The sequence below is a fragment of the Kiloniellales bacterium genome (assembly GCA_030066685.1).
In the GTDB taxonomy this organism is placed as follows: Bacteria; Pseudomonadota; Alphaproteobacteria; order Kiloniellales; family JAKSBE01; genus JAKSBE01.
The window spans coordinates 103,614-118,067 of the sequence record JASJBF010000027.1; the positions used below are offsets into that span (position 1 = coordinate 103,614).

The 14,454-nt window shown below is 68.9% G+C and carries 15 protein-coding genes; 9 read left to right on the forward strand and 6 right to left on the reverse strand.

From position 1 onward, the window contains the following. Nucleotides 1-3 precede the first annotated feature (3 nt). The 3 genes from QNJ30_15925 to QNJ30_15935 form a co-directional block, all read right to left on the reverse strand. Nucleotides 4-333: a putative quinol monooxygenase gene (locus tag QNJ30_15925; protein MDJ0944956.1), complete on the reverse strand. Its 330-nt coding sequence runs from the start codon at nt 331-333 to the stop codon at nt 4-6. An 82-nt stretch (nt 334-415) separates the two neighbouring features. Next, complete coding sequence (locus QNJ30_15930; protein MDJ0944957.1) at nt 416-574, reverse strand: hypothetical protein; 159 nt, start codon at nt 572-574, stop codon at nt 416-418. Nucleotides 575-838: 264 nt separating this feature from the next. Beyond that, the gene (locus tag QNJ30_15935; protein ID MDJ0944958.1) at nt 839-1,273 is read right to left on the reverse strand and encodes a universal stress protein; all 435 of its coding nucleotides are present in this window, start codon (nt 1,271-1,273) and stop codon (nt 839-841) included. Nucleotides 1,274-1,483: 210 nt separating this feature from the next. On the opposite strand from QNJ30_15935, the gene QNJ30_15940 reads away from it, so the two are divergent. Both QNJ30_15940 and QNJ30_15945 read left to right on the forward strand, forming a co-directional pair. Further along, on the forward strand, nt 1,484-2,332 hold the full coding sequence (locus QNJ30_15940; protein MDJ0944959.1) for an EamA family transporter: 849 nt from the start codon (nt 1,484-1,486) through the stop codon (nt 2,330-2,332). Between the two features lie 45 nt (nt 2,333-2,377). Beyond that, the gene (locus QNJ30_15945) at nt 2,378-3,220 is read left to right on the forward strand and encodes a GNAT family N-acetyltransferase (protein MDJ0944960.1); all 843 of its coding nucleotides are present in this window, start codon (nt 2,378-2,380) and stop codon (nt 3,218-3,220) included. 42 nt (nt 3,221-3,262) lie between these two features. Here the strand turns inward: QNJ30_15945 and QNJ30_15950 are convergent, their stop codons facing one another. Next, nucleotides 3,263-4,135, reverse strand: a complete 873-nt coding sequence (locus QNJ30_15950; protein MDJ0944961.1) for a DUF2066 domain-containing protein — start codon at nt 4,133-4,135, stop codon at nt 3,263-3,265. Nucleotides 4,136-4,287: 152 nt separating this feature from the next. On the opposite strand from QNJ30_15950, the gene QNJ30_15955 reads away from it, so the two are divergent. Together QNJ30_15955 and QNJ30_15960 are read left to right on the forward strand one after the other, a co-directional pair. Then, on the forward strand, nt 4,288-4,776 hold the full coding sequence (locus QNJ30_15955; protein ID MDJ0944962.1) for an MFS transporter: 489 nt from the start codon (nt 4,288-4,290) through the stop codon (nt 4,774-4,776). Next, nucleotides 4,776-5,360, forward strand: coding sequence for a hypothetical protein (locus tag QNJ30_15960; protein MDJ0944963.1), 585 nt, complete (start codon nt 4,776-4,778; stop codon nt 5,358-5,360). The genes QNJ30_15955 and QNJ30_15960 overlap by 1 nt, the downstream gene beginning before the upstream one ends. Here QNJ30_15960 and QNJ30_15965 read toward each other — a convergent pair. Both QNJ30_15965 and QNJ30_15970 read right to left on the reverse strand, forming a co-directional pair. Continuing rightward, a complete protein-coding gene (locus QNJ30_15965) occupies nt 5,291-6,172 on the reverse strand; it encodes a carbon-nitrogen hydrolase family protein (GenBank protein MDJ0944964.1) in 882 nt (293 codons plus the stop codon). The two genes, QNJ30_15960 and QNJ30_15965, sit on opposite strands and share 70 nt — an antisense overlap. Nucleotides 6,173-6,324: 152 nt before the next feature. Next, nucleotides 6,325-6,627, reverse strand: coding sequence for a hypothetical protein (locus QNJ30_15970; protein ID MDJ0944965.1), 303 nt, complete (start codon nt 6,625-6,627; stop codon nt 6,325-6,327). 373 nt (nt 6,628-7,000) lie between these two features. On the opposite strand from QNJ30_15970, the gene QNJ30_15975 reads away from it, so the two are divergent. From QNJ30_15975 to QNJ30_15995, 5 genes are all read left to right on the forward strand, one after another. Further along, entirely contained in the window at nt 7,001-8,335 is a 1,335-nt protein-coding gene (locus tag QNJ30_15975; protein MDJ0944966.1) for a glycerophosphodiester phosphodiesterase family protein, read from the forward strand. A 116-nt stretch (nt 8,336-8,451) separates the two neighbouring features. Continuing rightward, nucleotides 8,452-8,658, forward strand: coding sequence for a hypothetical protein (locus QNJ30_15980; protein ID MDJ0944967.1), 207 nt, complete (start codon nt 8,452-8,454; stop codon nt 8,656-8,658). 146 nt (nt 8,659-8,804) lie between these two features. Then, on the forward strand, nt 8,805-9,017 hold the full coding sequence (locus QNJ30_15985) for a hypothetical protein (GenBank protein ID MDJ0944968.1): 213 nt from the start codon (nt 8,805-8,807) through the stop codon (nt 9,015-9,017). A 158-nt stretch (nt 9,018-9,175) separates the two neighbouring features. Then, a complete protein-coding gene (locus QNJ30_15990) occupies nt 9,176-10,702 on the forward strand; it encodes a transglycosylase SLT domain-containing protein (protein MDJ0944969.1) in 1,527 nt (508 codons plus the stop codon). A gap of 796 nt (nt 10,703-11,498) precedes the next feature. Next, nucleotides 11,499-14,252 (forward strand): cation-transporting P-type ATPase, encoded by a 2,754-nt coding sequence (locus tag QNJ30_15995; protein ID MDJ0944970.1) that lies wholly within the window; start codon nt 11,499-11,501, stop codon nt 14,250-14,252. Nucleotides 14,253-14,454 lie beyond the last annotated feature (202 nt).

Here is a 14,454-nt window from a genome sequence, read left to right on the forward strand (position 1 = left end):
ATCTCACCGCGACGCGAAGGGCAGGAAAGGCACGCGCTCGCGCCGCGACACCCGCGGCAGCAGCTCCGCGACGGCGGCCTTGAAGTGCGCGGTCTCCTGGTGCGCGGCCCAGCCGTCCTGGTTCCGGTAGAGCTCGAAAATGAAGAAGCGGGCGGGGTCGTCGGGCGAGCGGTAGGGCAGGAACAGCTTGACCCCCGGCTCGGCCATCGTCGGTGCGATCAGGCCTTCGAGGATCGCGGCCACGGTCTCCGCCTCGCCGTCCTCGGCCTGGATGTCGATGGCCACGACGAAGCCGTCGTTCAATTCCTGCGGCGTGAAGCTGGCGGCTGGCATTTCGGTTCCTCCATCAAAGCAAGGCCGCCCGAGCTTACGGCACCAGCATGCCGGATGCTTCGGTGCCTGTCGAATTGTGCCGTTACCCGCGCTTGGCCAGCTCGTCCTCGAGGTCGGAGACGCGCTCCTCGATCGCGACCACCCGGCGCTCGATCGCCTTCAGCCCCTGGGTCAGCGACCAGGACAGGAAGGCGAGAAAGAGGATGATCGCGATGAAGGCGATGACGCTGGTGAAGTCCATGGGACGTCGTTCTCCCGCTCCGTCGATCGCGATGCCCTATCTTCAGACTGATAGCGCACGACTCCCGGCCAGACGCGAACGCGTCTGATCGGGACCTGCGCTAGCCGAGCGGCCCGGACCAGAACAGAAGGACCAGGACACAGGCCCAGACGATGCCCCAGAAGATCCAGGTGACGTTGGGGTGGGCGGCCTGCCATTCCAGGATTCGCTTGTGCAGCATCGGACCTCGCTCGAAACTCCGTCCGTGTCTGGTCGGGATCTGCCTCAGCCGCGCACGACCCACACCGAGCAGGGCGCGTGCCGGACGACCTGCGAGGCGTTCGAGCCCAGCAGGTAGTCCTTCAGCTCGGGCTTGTGCGCGCCCAGGACGATCAGCTCGGCCCCGACGTCGCGGGCATAGCGCAGGGCCTCCTTGTAGACGCTGCCCAGGCGCACGGCGGGCTCGATCTCCGGGCCCTCGGCGGCGGCCTGTCCCGCGACGATCTCGGCCAGGCGCCGCTTCGCGTCCTCGATCAGCTTGTCCTCGTAGTCTTCCGGTATGAGCTGCGCCACGACGGTCATCTTGAACATCTCGTCGGGCACGATGGTCAGGACGTGAAGCCGCGCCCCGGCGTGCCCGGCGTAGTCGATCGCCGTCGGCAGCGCCTGGCGCCAGGAACTCTCCTCGTCCAGGTCCACGAGAACCACGATGTTGCGCATCCGAATCTCCTCGCTCGGAAGCCTTTCCAAACCCGACGGAAAATGCGCGAGGCCCCGCCACCCCGGCATTGATCTGGGTCAGGGTCCCGCGTTCGCCCATGTCTCGGATCAGACGATCGGCCGGCCGGCGGCCGCCTCTTGCCCGGGCGGGCTCGCGGCGCCTATGGTCCCCGGGGGCGACCAGGGCCTTTCCGCACAGCGGGGCAACGCGTGAGCACGACCGTATTCCTTGCCGTCCTCGCCGCGGCCCTGCTGCACGCGGGGTGGAACGCCCTGGTGAAGGGCGGCGGCGACAAGCACCTGAACATGACCGCCGTCGTCCTCGGCTCGCTGCCGATCGCCCTCGGCCTCCTGGCCTTCGTCCCGGCACCCGCGCGGGAGAGCTGGGGCTACCTGGCCGCCGGCGTCGCGCTGCATGCCGGCTACCATGTGTTCCTGCTTTTCTCCTACCGGATCGGCGAGCTGACCCAGGTCTATCCGATCGCCCGGGGCAGCGCGCCGCTCCTGGTCGCCGGGGTCTCGGTCCTCTTCCTGGGCGTGCCGCTGACCCCGGCCGAGACGCTCGCCGTCCTGGTCATCGCGGCGGGGGTGATGAGCACGGCCCTGGTCCGCCGGAGCGACGGACTGCGCAACCCGCAGGCCGCCCTGCTCGCCGTCGTGACCGGCGGATTCATCGCCGCCTACTCGCTGGTCGACGGCAACGGCGCCCGTCTGGCCGGGACGGCCCTCGGCTTCTATTGCTGGCTCACCATCGGCAACGTCATTCTCTTCGCAGCCTTCATCGCCTGCACCCAGCCGGGCCTGCTCCTGGCGGTGCCTTTGCGGGCCAAGCAGGTTTTCCTTCTCGGCGGTGCGGCGACCTTCATCGCCTACGCGCTGGTGATCTGGGCCTTCACCCAGGCCCCGATCGCCCTGGTCGCGGCGCTGCGCGAGACCAGCATCCTCTTCGCGCTGGTGATCGGTGTCGGCGTCCTGAAGGAACGGCTCGACCTCGCCAAGGTTTTCTCCACCCTGGTCACCCTTCTCGGTGCCGCGTTGATGCGCCTCTCGAAGTCCTAGGACCGCAGCCCCCGAGAGCAGACAAGCGCCCTCGAGGCCGCTAGCATGGCCGCGTTCGGCGACCCCTGTCTCGGTTTCGCTCGTCCCGCCATGCAGTTCGCCGCCTTCCACGACCTCCACCTTCCGGCGCTGGAGCGCGACGAGGCGCGGCACAACCTGCCGCTGGGACTCCTGGCCGCGGTCCGGTCGGGACACGCGCCCGAGCCGCGTCGGTGGAGCCTAGGCGGGCCGGGAGTCTGCGCGCTGCAGGTTGCGGGCCGGCCGATCGTCCTCGGCGATCTCGGACGGCGGCAGTGCGCGACGCTGGCCGAGGCGACCCGCGACGAGGACTACCCCGCGGTGCAGGGCCCGGACCTGACGGCGCGCTGGTTCGTCGCGCGCGCGATGGAGCTGGGGCTCGGCTTCGGCGACCCCGCGCCACAGCAGATCCTGGCGCTGCGCGCGGCGCCGCGCGACCCTCGGGCCCCCGGCCGGTCGCGCCCGGTCACGACCGCCGACGCCCCGCTCTTGGCCGACTGGATGACCGACTTTAACCGCGAGGCCGTTCCCCAGGACCCGCCGCCCGAAGGGCCGGGCCTGGCGCGCAAGGCGGGCCAGGGCGACTATCTCTTCTGGGAAGTCGAGGGCCGGCCGGTCTCCCTGGCCGGCATCGTGCGCCGCAGCCGCCGCGCCGCGGCCATCGGCCCGGTCTACACGCCGCCCGCGCAGCGCGGCCGCGGCTACGCCGGCGCGGCCACCGCCGCGGTGGTGAAACGGATCCATGCCGAGGGTCGGACCACGGCCTGCCTCTACTGCGACCCCCGCAATCCCGCCGCCAAGCGCTGCTACGTCAAGCTCGGCTTCGAGCCCGTCTGCGACTCCTGGTTCAACTCGCGGCGGGCGTACTGACCGGCAAGGTCTTGGACGTCCCGCGCCGCGAGGCCGGAGGCTTCAAGGCGGCGCCCGGCCGCTGAGGACCAAGGCGGAGGTCTGCAGGCCGTCCCTGAGGGCGGTGTCGAAGGACACGCCGCGCAGGCGCCAAGCCCTTGAACGCGCCCGCCAGGTCAGGCGCCAGGTGATGTCCCAGTATCCGCCCTCGGCGAGCGAAAGCACGCCGGCGAGAAGGGCGTCGGCACCCGGCGATTCGCCGATCATCCGGCTCACGTCTTCGGCGGCGATATCCTCGAAAGCGACGGCGGATTCGCCGCTCGCCGCCTCGGGCAGCAGAAGCGGCAGACCGCGCCGCGCCGCGGTCTCGACCAGGACCGCCCTTTGGCCGTAGCCCCTAGCTCCGGCCGCCCTCAGCACGTAGCGGTCCCCGGCCGTCTCGATCCCGAGCCAGACCGCCAGCAGCGGCCGCTCGGCCGGCCAGATCGACAGGCCCAGACGCCCCAGCGCCCGGTCGAGTTCGGCCGCCTTGAAGCGCATCCTCAGGAGGTGCGGCCGTTCCCGCGTGCCTTGCTCGTCATGGACCGGGATGCCTTTCATCCGGTCCTCGTAGTCGAAGGACGCGACGAAGCTGTGGGCGCGTTCGACCAGCGGTGCCAGGCGGTCATCTCCGGCCAGCCGCGCATCGCCGGTCAGCTTGACGACGACGTCGGTGAGGCCGGCCCGGAAGCCGCGGCTGCGCTCCGGCTCCAGGGTGCCGGTGACGACGGTCTCGGCGCGGTAGAGGTCCGCGACCTCCGCCGCCCCGGGGCCGTCGCCGGCCGGGATCAGCAGCAGGAGCAACGAGAGCCACCGACGCAGGGCGACCTCCCTCCAAGCCTGGGTTGTCGGAACGGGTTCTTCTATCGCAGTCTGGGTCTTGGCGCGAGTGAGCATGAAACACCCTCTCAAGACGGCGTGGGCAGCTTCGAAAGTGCGATGACGTTCCTGTCCAGAAAAGTCATGGCCTTCGGCGCGGGTCAGTGCCGCAGGACAGGGGAATGCGCTAGCTTGTCCTTGCTGCGGTTCAGAAAGGGGTCGGATACGAATTGAACGCTTCAAGGGCCGTCGATGGCTTTATGCAGGACTGGGCGGCGATCACGGCTGTCATCCTCGGCGTCACCGCCTTCGCGGCGGTGCAGGGGCTGACCTATCCGCTGGCCTCGCTGGTCCCGGAAAGCTGCGCCGTGCCTGAGAGCCTGATCGGCCTGAACGCCGGCAGCTTCGGCTTGGGCACCGTCGCCGCGATCCTGCTGATCCGAAGGCTCACGGCCTACATGGCCGGCGACCGGCTGATCGTCCTCGGCCTGCTCGGCTGCTCGCTCTGCCTGGCCGCGCTCGCCGGCTTCGAAGCTCTCTGGATCTGGATCGCCACGCGCTTCCTGCTCGGGTTCTGCGCCGGCGTCATCTTCATCATGAGCGAGGCCTGGCTGAACACGGCCTGCCCCGACCGGCTCCGGGGCCGGGTCTCGGGGGTCCATGACGCCGGCCTCGCGCTCCTGGCCTTCGCGGTCCTCTTCGCCTTCGGCCGGCGCTGATGCATCGGCTTCCCGAGGTCGTTACCCACAACTACGACCCGGCCCGCGGGCTCTTCCGGAACCTCTGCGCCCTGCCGGCGGCAGAGGCGGAGCGGATCCTCGACGAGATCCGCGTCGGCGGAACGCGCCGGATCAAGGCCAACTACCTGCGAAGACGGCACGCGGTCGAGGACTGGCTCATCTCCGAGCGCCGCCGGAAGCTGGGTGCCACGCGCCTCGACCGGCCGATCTACTTCTTTCTCGGCGACTTCGCCGACGGCCTGGACCCGTCGCGCCCGGCGTCGCTGGTCCTGCCGCTGGCGGCCTTGCCGCCCGACGTGCTGACCTTCACCTACCCCGACAGCATGGCCAGCCTTCCGCTCTCCCGCCACGATCACCACCGCGCCGAGAGGAAGGACCACCACGGCAAGGTCTTCACCCTGGCAGAGATCAGAGAAGTGGTCGCGCGCTTCGGCCTGCCCGGTGACCGCTGGAAGACCGAGGCCTCAATGCGCTACGACAAATTCGTCGAGATTCAGGTCTGGGACGACCGCCCGCTGCGGTCGCTTCTGGCGCGGGATCCCGACGCCGCCTTCGCGCGGTAGATCCCGCCTTCGCGCGCCGCCGCGCGCCAGCGCCGGCCCCGCTCCGTCGCCTGCCACGGGCCGTCCGGGCCGAGGTCGAGGGTCCCGATGGCGAGCCCGCTGCGGTGGCGGCGGCAGCTCGTCTCGACCGCGCCCCGCGGGGTGATGAACTGGGTCCGCGTGCCCTGGACCGGGTTGGCCGGGGTGACCAGGCTGACCCAGTAGACGTGGCTGGCCGCCTGGGCCTGCGCCGTGATGCCGAAGATCGCGTCCTGGGCGGCGTCGCGCTCGGACTCCCGGCCGGCGGTGAAGCTCGAGAAGAGCACGCAGTGGACGCCCAGCTCGCGGTACTCTTCCCAGACCTCGGGGAAGCGGCCGTCGAGACAGATCAGGCAGCCGAAGCGCAGGCCCCGGACCTTGAAGACGAGAGGCGCGAAGCCCGGGGTGTACCAGCCCGCGAGCTCGTTGTGCGAGCAGAAGCGCTTGTCGTAGCGCCCATGAATTCGCCCGCCGGCGTCGGCCACCAGGAGGCAGTTGTGCGGATGCGCCGCGCCCGGGATCCGGCTCACGCTGCCGAAGACCGTCCAGAGCCCGAGTTCACGCGCCAGATCCAGGATCCGATCGGTCTCGGAATCGAGGTCGCGCCAGTCCCGCGCCGACCAGGTCTCGAAAGGGCGCAGCGCCTTGCGGCCATAGCCCGAGAGCGCGCCCTCGGTGAACTGCACGACGTCGGCGCCGGCCGCCTTGGCCCGTTTCATCGCCGCGCGGATCGCCGCGCCGTTCGTCGCGACCTCGGTCCCGACCCTGGTCTGCGCCAAAGCGACCCGAAGCATCGACACCTTGCCGAGTTCCCCCGTTGCAGGACCGCCCCGGCGGGCGGCCAAGCCTGCGACGGCCCCGGACGCAAGAAAGCTCCCGATCTGTCACGCGGCCGACACGCGGCCCGGCGCGGATCGCAGCGAGTCGAAGCCGGGCGGGGCCGGAGTCAGGCCAGGCCGGGATCCGGGCGCACCGGGATCGGGCCGCCGCGCGGGGCGGGCGCGCCGGCTTCCGCCTGCGGCGCCAGGGCTGGACCCGGAGCCCGGCGCCGGGTGCTGCCGGTCAAGTGGTCCAGCACCGCCAGCCAGAAGCGTCGGTCGTCGTCCTTCTGATCGCTGCCGGCCGCCAGCGCGCAGTCGACCGCCAGCTGCGCCGCCATCACGCCGAACCAGCCCGAGAGGATGTGGGCGGCCTCCTCGGGCGTCGCGATGTCCCAGAAGCTTTTCCAGTTGAAGGCGTCTTGCGCCATGCCGAAACCTCCTATGAGCCGTTCCGGCACGCGGCCGGTCCGTCCTGTAGCCGGACCTGCGATCCCACCAGCCGGCGGGGGGCACGACGATCCTGGGTTGGGGCGCCCGGGACTCGGTCGTTCCGGCTACGGAGACTTGCTCCAAGAGTGTTTGGCGATTCAGAGTATCGCAGACGCCGGGGGCCTCCGCAATCTGGGATTGCGCCGAAGGGATTAGTCTCCGCAGCGGTGTGACACTTCGGCCACGGCCGGCGGGCGGCGCCATATTTCTGCAACCGCGCGGTCACGCGGCCGACACGCTGCACCCGTAGCGTGTTTTTCTGCCAGACTGCGGTTCTTGCGAAAAGACGTCCTGCACAAAGGGGAGCCGATCATGTCTCCGTCATTCGCCGGCCTCGCCGCCGCCGTCCTGGGCGCGCTCCTCGTCCTGCCCCAGACCCGGGAGGTCCAGGCGGTCGACGCCGGCGCCTACGGCAAGCCGGGCCGCGCCCTGCCGGTGCAGCTCGGCCCGCGCCCCTTCTACCTGCTCGACAGGCTGCGCGAGGGCGCCCTAAAGAAGGAGCTGCAGCGCTGCGCCGCCCGCAAGGGGCGCTACCGGGCCTCCGACTTCTCCATCGGCCACCGCGGCGCGCCGCTGCTCTTCCCCGAGCACACCGCGGAGTCCTACGTCGCCGCCGCGCGCATGGGCGCCGGGATCCTGGAGTGCGACGTCACCTTCACCAAGGACGCCGAGCTGGTCTGCCGCCACGCCCAGTGCGACCTGCACACCACCACCGACATCGTCTTGCGCCCCGAGCTGGCCGCCAAGTGCCAGGTCCCGCCCGTGCTCGACGCCGACGGCAGGCTGCTCAACGGCCCGGACATCAAGTGCTGCACCAGCGACCTGACCCTGGCCGAGTTCAAGACCCTGAAGGGCAAGATGGATGCCGCCGACCCAGACGCCACCACCTTGGAGGACTACGTCGGCGGCACCGCCGCCTTCCGGACCGACCTCCACACCACCGGCGGCACCCTCCTGACCCACGCCGAGAGCATCGCGCTCTTCAAGTCGCTCGGCACCGGCTTCACGCCCGAGCTCAAGGGCGTCGACCGCGACGTCGGCTTCGGCGAGTCCGGCCTCGACCAGATCAGCTACGCCCGCGAGATGCTGCTCGACTACCTCGAGGCCGGCATCCGCCCGGACCGGGTCTGGCCCCAGTCCTTCAACCTCGACGACGTCTTCCTCTGGATCCAGGAGTTCCCGGCCTACGGCCGCCAGGCGGTCTTCCTCGACGGCCGCAACGTCGGCGAGCTCGCCGAGAGCCCGCCGTCCCTGGAGGCGTTCCTCGAGCTCAAGGCCGCGGGCCTCAACATCGTCGCCCCGCCCATGCCGGTCCTGCTGACCGTCGAGGACGGCGAGATCGTGCCCTCCGACTATGCCAGGAACGCCCGCCAGGCCGGCCTCGACATCATCTCCTGGACCACCGAGCGCTCCGGGCGCATCGTCGAGGAGGTCCTGGAGGGCCGCGGCAGCGCCTTCTACTACCAGACCACCCTGGAGGCCCTGGAGAGCGACGGCGACATCCTGCGCACCATCGACGTGCTGGCCCAGGACGTCGGCATCATCGCCCTCTTCTCCGACTGGCCCGCCACCACCACCTTCTATGCCAACTGCAAGAAGGTGCAGGCCGGCCGCCCGGGCGACGACGAAGACGACGACGACGAGTAAGCCGCCCGCCGCGCCGCCGCCGGCCCACGAAACTCCTTGATCTCCGCGCCCCTTTGCTGCTCAACTATTGGGTGTGAAGGTCTTGCACCTTCGCTGCCGAGAAACGGGGGGCTGTCTTGAAGACGCTCGGCAAGCTGTGGCGGCTGCTGTCCGGCGCCCGGGAGGGGCTCCGGCGAGAGGAGATGGACGGCGCCCATTTCGCCACTCTGGGCGACCGCCCCTTCGTCGGCTGTCGACCCTGCGCGCCGGAGCCCCGGCGCCTCGACCCCCCGGCCGACCTTGCCCCCAAGGCCACCGACCGCCCGGTGGCAGACAACGACTAGATCGAAATCGACCGCCGGGCCCCGGCCGACTGGGGCGTCAGGCGGACTCCACATCGCCGGCGCGCGATGACCCCTTGATCGTGCCGGCCTTTTGCGGAACAACTGCGCCGACCGGGCCTGCGCGTTTCGGAGCGAGAGGCGATGACATGTTGAGAACCTTGGGCAAGCTGCGGCGCCTGCTGTCCGGCGCCCGCGCCGGCCTGCGCCGCGAGGAGATGGACGGCGCCCACTTCGCGACCCTGGGCGACCGCCCCTTCGTCGGCTGCCAGCCCTGCGCCCCGGACCCCCAGGGCCGCGCCGCGCCGGCCGCCAGGCCCAATCCCCCCGCCGCCCCGCGCCCCGCCGGCGACGACGGCTGAGCCCGCGCCGCGCGGGACGAGGGTCCTCTTCGCCGGGCCGGCGCCTCCTGGCCGGTCCGATCTCGCCGAGGCTGGCAGGCTGGACTACCCTTTGGGCGCGCGGCCTCTGGGCGGCGCGGCCGAAACCGCCGACGCGCGAGAGATCCCGGATGGGGGGAATGAAACGGGCCTTGACCTCTGCGCTCCACGCCGCGGCCGCCGCTCGTTTGGCCGCGGGCCTCCTGCTGCTGAGCCTCGCGGCCTGCGCCCCGCCCTGGGCGGTGGACGCCGAGACGGCGGCCTCGCCCGCCGCCGCGGAGGCGCCGGACGAGGCCCCGCTCTCCGACGTCTGGCCGCCCTTGGCGGAGCCCTGGACCGGCGATCTCGACGGCATGATCGAGCGCGGCCAGATCCGCCTGCTCACCAGCTTCAGCCTCGGCACCTACTTCATCGACGGCGGCCGGCCGCGCGGCACGCTCGCCGAGGGCGCCGAGGCCTTCCGGCGCTTCTTCAGGCAGAAGCTCGGGGAGCGGGCCAAGGCCCTCAAGCTGGTCATCATCCCGGTGCGCCGGGACCAGCTCCTGCCCTTCCTGGTCGAGGGCTACGGCGATCTCGCCTCGGCGACCCTCAGGATCACGCCGCGCCGCCGGGCGCTGGTCGACTTCTCCCTGCCCTTCACCGACCGGGACCGGGAGCACCTGATCCTGGGCCCGGCCTCGCCCGCGCTCGCGAGCCTGGACGACCTCGCCGGCCAGGAGGTGGTGGTCCGCGAGGACTCCAGCTATTTCGACAGCCTCCAGGACCTCAACGCCGACTTCCGCGCCCGCGGCCGGCCCGAGATCGAGATCACCCTGGCCGACCCGCGGCTGGAGACCGAGGACCTGATCGAGATGGTCCACGCCGGCCTGCTGCCGATGACCGTGGCCGACGACTTCCGCACCCGCCTCTGGACCCGGGTCTTCGGCGACCTCGAGACCCGCGACGACCTCGTGGTCCACGACCGCGGCGAGATCGCCGTCGCCCTGCGCAAGGACAGCCCGCAGCTCAAGGCCCTGGTCGACGACTACGTCCGGACCCACCGGCTGGGCACCCGGATCGCCAACCTCGCGGTCGCGCGCTACCGGGACCGGGTCGACTGGGTGCGCCCGGCGCTCAAGCGCGAGCCCTTCCACCGCTTCCAGGAGGCCGAGGCGCTGTTCCGCAAGTACGGCGCGCGCTACGGCTTCGACTGGCTGCTGCTGGCGAGCTTCGCCTACCAGGAGTCCCGCCTCGACCAGGGCGCGCGCAGCCCGGCCGGCGCGGTCGGCATCATGCAGGTCCTGCCCTCGACGGCCCGGGACCCGGCGGTCGGCATCCCGGACATCGAGCGCCTGGAGGACAACGTCCACGCCGGCACCAAGTACCTCGCCGTACTGCGCGACCGCTACTTCGCCGATCCGGCCCTCGATCCCTTCGAGCGCAGCCTCTTCACCATGGCCGGCTACAACGCCGGGCCCAACCGGGTGAACCGCCTGCGCCGGCGGGCCGCGGACCGCGGCCTCGACCCCGACCGCTGGTTCAACAACGTCGAGCTGGTGGTCGCCGCCGCGGTCGGCCGCGAGCCGGTCGACTACGTGCGCAACATCTACCAGTACTACGTCGCCTACAAACGCGGCCTCGCCGAACTGGAAGAACGCAAGAAAGCCCGCCCCCAACCCGACGGCTGACCCGCTCCAGCAAGTCCCCGACCCTGGCAACCGCGACCCCTCTCCCCGAGTGGGAGAGGGCTAAGTGTCCGAAGCGAGTCCCGCCCCTCACCCACTCGCTCCGCTCGCCGCCCTTTCCCCCGGGGAGAGGGTTGAAGAGGCTTGGCGAGGCGAAGGCCGAGCCCTAGCCGGAGCTGGGTGAGGGGGAACGGCAGGAGAGGAGTCCCGGCCGCCGACCACTTTTCAACCTCGTCCTGAGCCTGTCGAACCCCGCACCGCAACCACCTTGCCGCCATCCAAGCCGCCCTGCAGGCCGCCGGCGTCGAGTTCATCCCGGAAAACGGAGGCGGGCTGGGGCTGCGGCTCAAGAGGGGCTCGGCGGATAAGGCGGAGTAACAGCGTTGTCAGCAAAAATTCGTAGAATATGGCCGTAGTCGCGGTCGACTTCTCTCGTCCGAAGCGTGGTCGGCGGTCGGCCTGTTCCAAGTCGGCCCGGCGCTCCAATGTCCAAGGTCTGCTCTTGGCTCCAACCCGGACCCGTCTTCACAGCCCCAAAGCACCTCCATCGATGACCCGAAGCCGACCTCAGCGACGATGGGCCTGACTTCCAGGTTCAGGCCAAATGAGACATTCTTCGTGGCGCACTTACCTTCGCGTCCTAGCTATGAGCGGCAATCGGAAAGTTGAGAGATCTGTTGACCGAACCACTCCACCACTCCGACCGGTTGGTGTCCGATGCTGGGGCGGAGCCTTCATCGACTGGAGTTTCGTGGGTTGGTTCGAATCGCATTAACGGTGCCGGCTAGGGGACCTGAATATGGAGGTAGAAATTCCGGAACCGCCGCATCGCGAACCGGCAGAACTCGGATCGCTTCCCGAACCACATGCACGGAAGGTCCATGAGGTTCTTGCCGCATTAGCCGTGGAACGCGGCGGACTGCGCGCAGAAGAAGCGGCGATCCGGCTTCAAAGTTACGGCCCGAACCGTTTACCCCAGGCAAGAAGACGCAACCCTGTCATTCGCTTCCTCGCGCATTTTCACAACCTGCTGATCTATGTGCTTCTGGGGGCCGCAGTCATCACAGCGGGTCTCGGGCATGTTACCGACACGGCAGTGATCCTTGCCGTTGTCGTTGTGAATGCAATCATCGGTTTCGTTCAGGAGGGCCGTGCCGAGCAGGCGATCACGGCCATCCGCCAGATGCTTTCCCCGCGCGCGGCAGTGCTTCGCGACAGCAGACGAGTGAGCGTCGACAGCGCCGAGGTGGTTCCGGGCGACGTTGTTCTTCTGGAAGCCGGCGACAAGGTCGCGGCTGACCTTCGCCTGATGGAGGCGGCAGGCCTCAGGGTCGAAGAGGCCATTCTTACCGGGGAATCCGTTCCGGTTGAGAAGTTCGTTCAACCCGTCGCCCCTCGGACGCCTCTCGGTGACCGGTCCTGCATGGCGTTCAGCGGCACGCTGATCGCGGGCGGCGCGGGCCGCGGCGTCGTCGTATCGACCGGCGCGAATACAGAGATCGGCAAGATCAGCGGAATGCTTGCCCAGGTGGAGACACTGGAGACGCCCCTGATCCGGCAAATGGATCGCTTCGCGCGCTGGCTCACCTTCGTGATCCTGCTGATCGCCGGCGTGCTGCTCGTTTACGGCTATTTCGTCGGTCATCTGCCCTTCAACGAAGTCTTCATGGCCGTGGTCGGCTTGTCGGTTGCGGCCATTCCCGAAGGACTTCCCGCGGTCCTGACGATAACCCTGGCGGTTGGCGTCCAGGCGATGGCGCGGCGCAACGCCATTGTGCGACGCTTGCCGGCGATCGAGACGCTGGGTTCTGTTTCCGTCATCTGTACCGACAAAACCGGGACGCTTACGCGAAACGAGATGATGGCGGCCTCGGTCGCGACGGCCGATCATATCTGCGAGGTATCCGGAAGCGGCTATGCGCCCGAAGGCGAGATTCGCCTCAGCGATGCCGATGTGGACCCCTCTGAGCACCGGCTTTTGCTCGAACTGGCCCGTGCGGCCGCCCTCTGCAACGATGCGGCGCTGCACGACCATCCTGGCGGCTGGCAGATCGAAGGTGACCCGATGGAGGGCGCCCTGCACGCGCTCGCCGGCAAGATCATGCGGGATGGCCCGCATCCTTTCGTTTCTTGGACGCGAACGGACACCATCCCTTTTGATGCGAACGCGCGCTATATGGCCACGCTCCACCACGACCATGCGAGCAACGCGGAAATCCACGCCAAGGGCGCGCCGGAACGCATTCTCGCCATGTGCGCGAGCCAGCGGACGTCAGATGGCGGCGAGGAACCTCTCGATGCGGACTACTGGAACGCCCGGGTCGAGGCGATCGCTGCCCAGGGCCAGCGCGTGCTCGCGCTCGCAATGCGACCGGTTCCGCAGGACTGCTTCGTTTTGAACACGACGGAGGTCGACGGCAAATTGGTGCTTCTCGGCCTGGTCGGCCTGATCGATCCGCCGCGCGGTGAAGCGATCGACGCCATCGCCGAATGCCACGGTGCGGAGATCCGGGTGAAGATGATCACTGGCGATCACGCCGGAACCGCCGCGGCGATCGCCCGGCAACTTGGTTTGCGGAACCCGGACGGGGTTCTCACGGGCGCCGACATTGAACGTATGGGCGACGCCGAACTGGCGGCAGTTGTGGAGGAGATCGACGTCTTCGCCCGGACCAGCCCGGAGCACAAGCTGCGGCTCGTGACGGCCCTGCAATCGAGCGGGCTGACCGTCGCCATGACCGGCGATGGCGTCAACGATGCGCCGGCCCTAAAACGCGCCGACGTCGGCGTGGCCATGGGGCGAAAGGGGAGCGAGGCGGCGAAAGAGGCCTCCGAGATCGTGCTGGGTGACGACAACTTCGCGTCAATCACCGCTGCGGTGCGCGAAGGACGCACGGTCTACGACAATATCAAGAAGGTGATCAGCTGGACATTGCCGACCAGCGCCGGCGAGGCAGTGACCATTGTCGTCGCCCTGTTTCTCGGGCTTGCGCTCCCGATCACCGCAGTGCAGATCCTTTGGGTGAACCTTGTGACGGTGGCAACCCTCGGTATAGCCCTCGCCTTCGAGCCAACCGAGCACGGCACGATGCGCCGACCGCCGCGATCGCGTAACGAGCCGCTTCTGGACGGGGTCCTGATCTGGCACATCGCACTGGTATCGGTACTGTTTCTGGCGGCCGTCTTCGGCATCTTTGCGTATGCGACCGAGCGCGGCTATCCGGTCGAACTGGCCCGGACCATGGCCGTCAACATGCTCGTGGTGCTCGAAATCTTCCATCTTTTCTTTATCCGCAATATCTATGGCACTTCGCTGACCTGGAACATGGTCCGCGGCACACGCGTCGTCTGGGCATGCGTCATCGCGGTGACAGCCGCACAGTTCGCAATGACCTACCTGCCGCCGCTGCAACAGGTTTTTCAGACGCAGCCGGTCGCCTTGCTCGATGGCCTTCTGCTGGTTGGCATCGGCGTAGCGTTCTTCGCGATTATCGAAGCTGAAAAGCAGTTGCGCATCGCACTGCTTTCGGAGCGCGTCCGGAATCGGGGCTAGAGCACGATGATATGAGGTTGAAGCAACCTCATATCTGAATCGTGCTCTGATCTGTTGAAGTAGAGCGGGATGATTTGAAGTCGATTCGACTTCAAATCATCCCGCTCTAGGGCGGAAGTCATCCATTGAAAAGCGGACGTCACTCCCCGGAAGGTCCGAAACTTGGGGCGAAGCGGGACTCGAACATCAGCCGGTGTCAGGG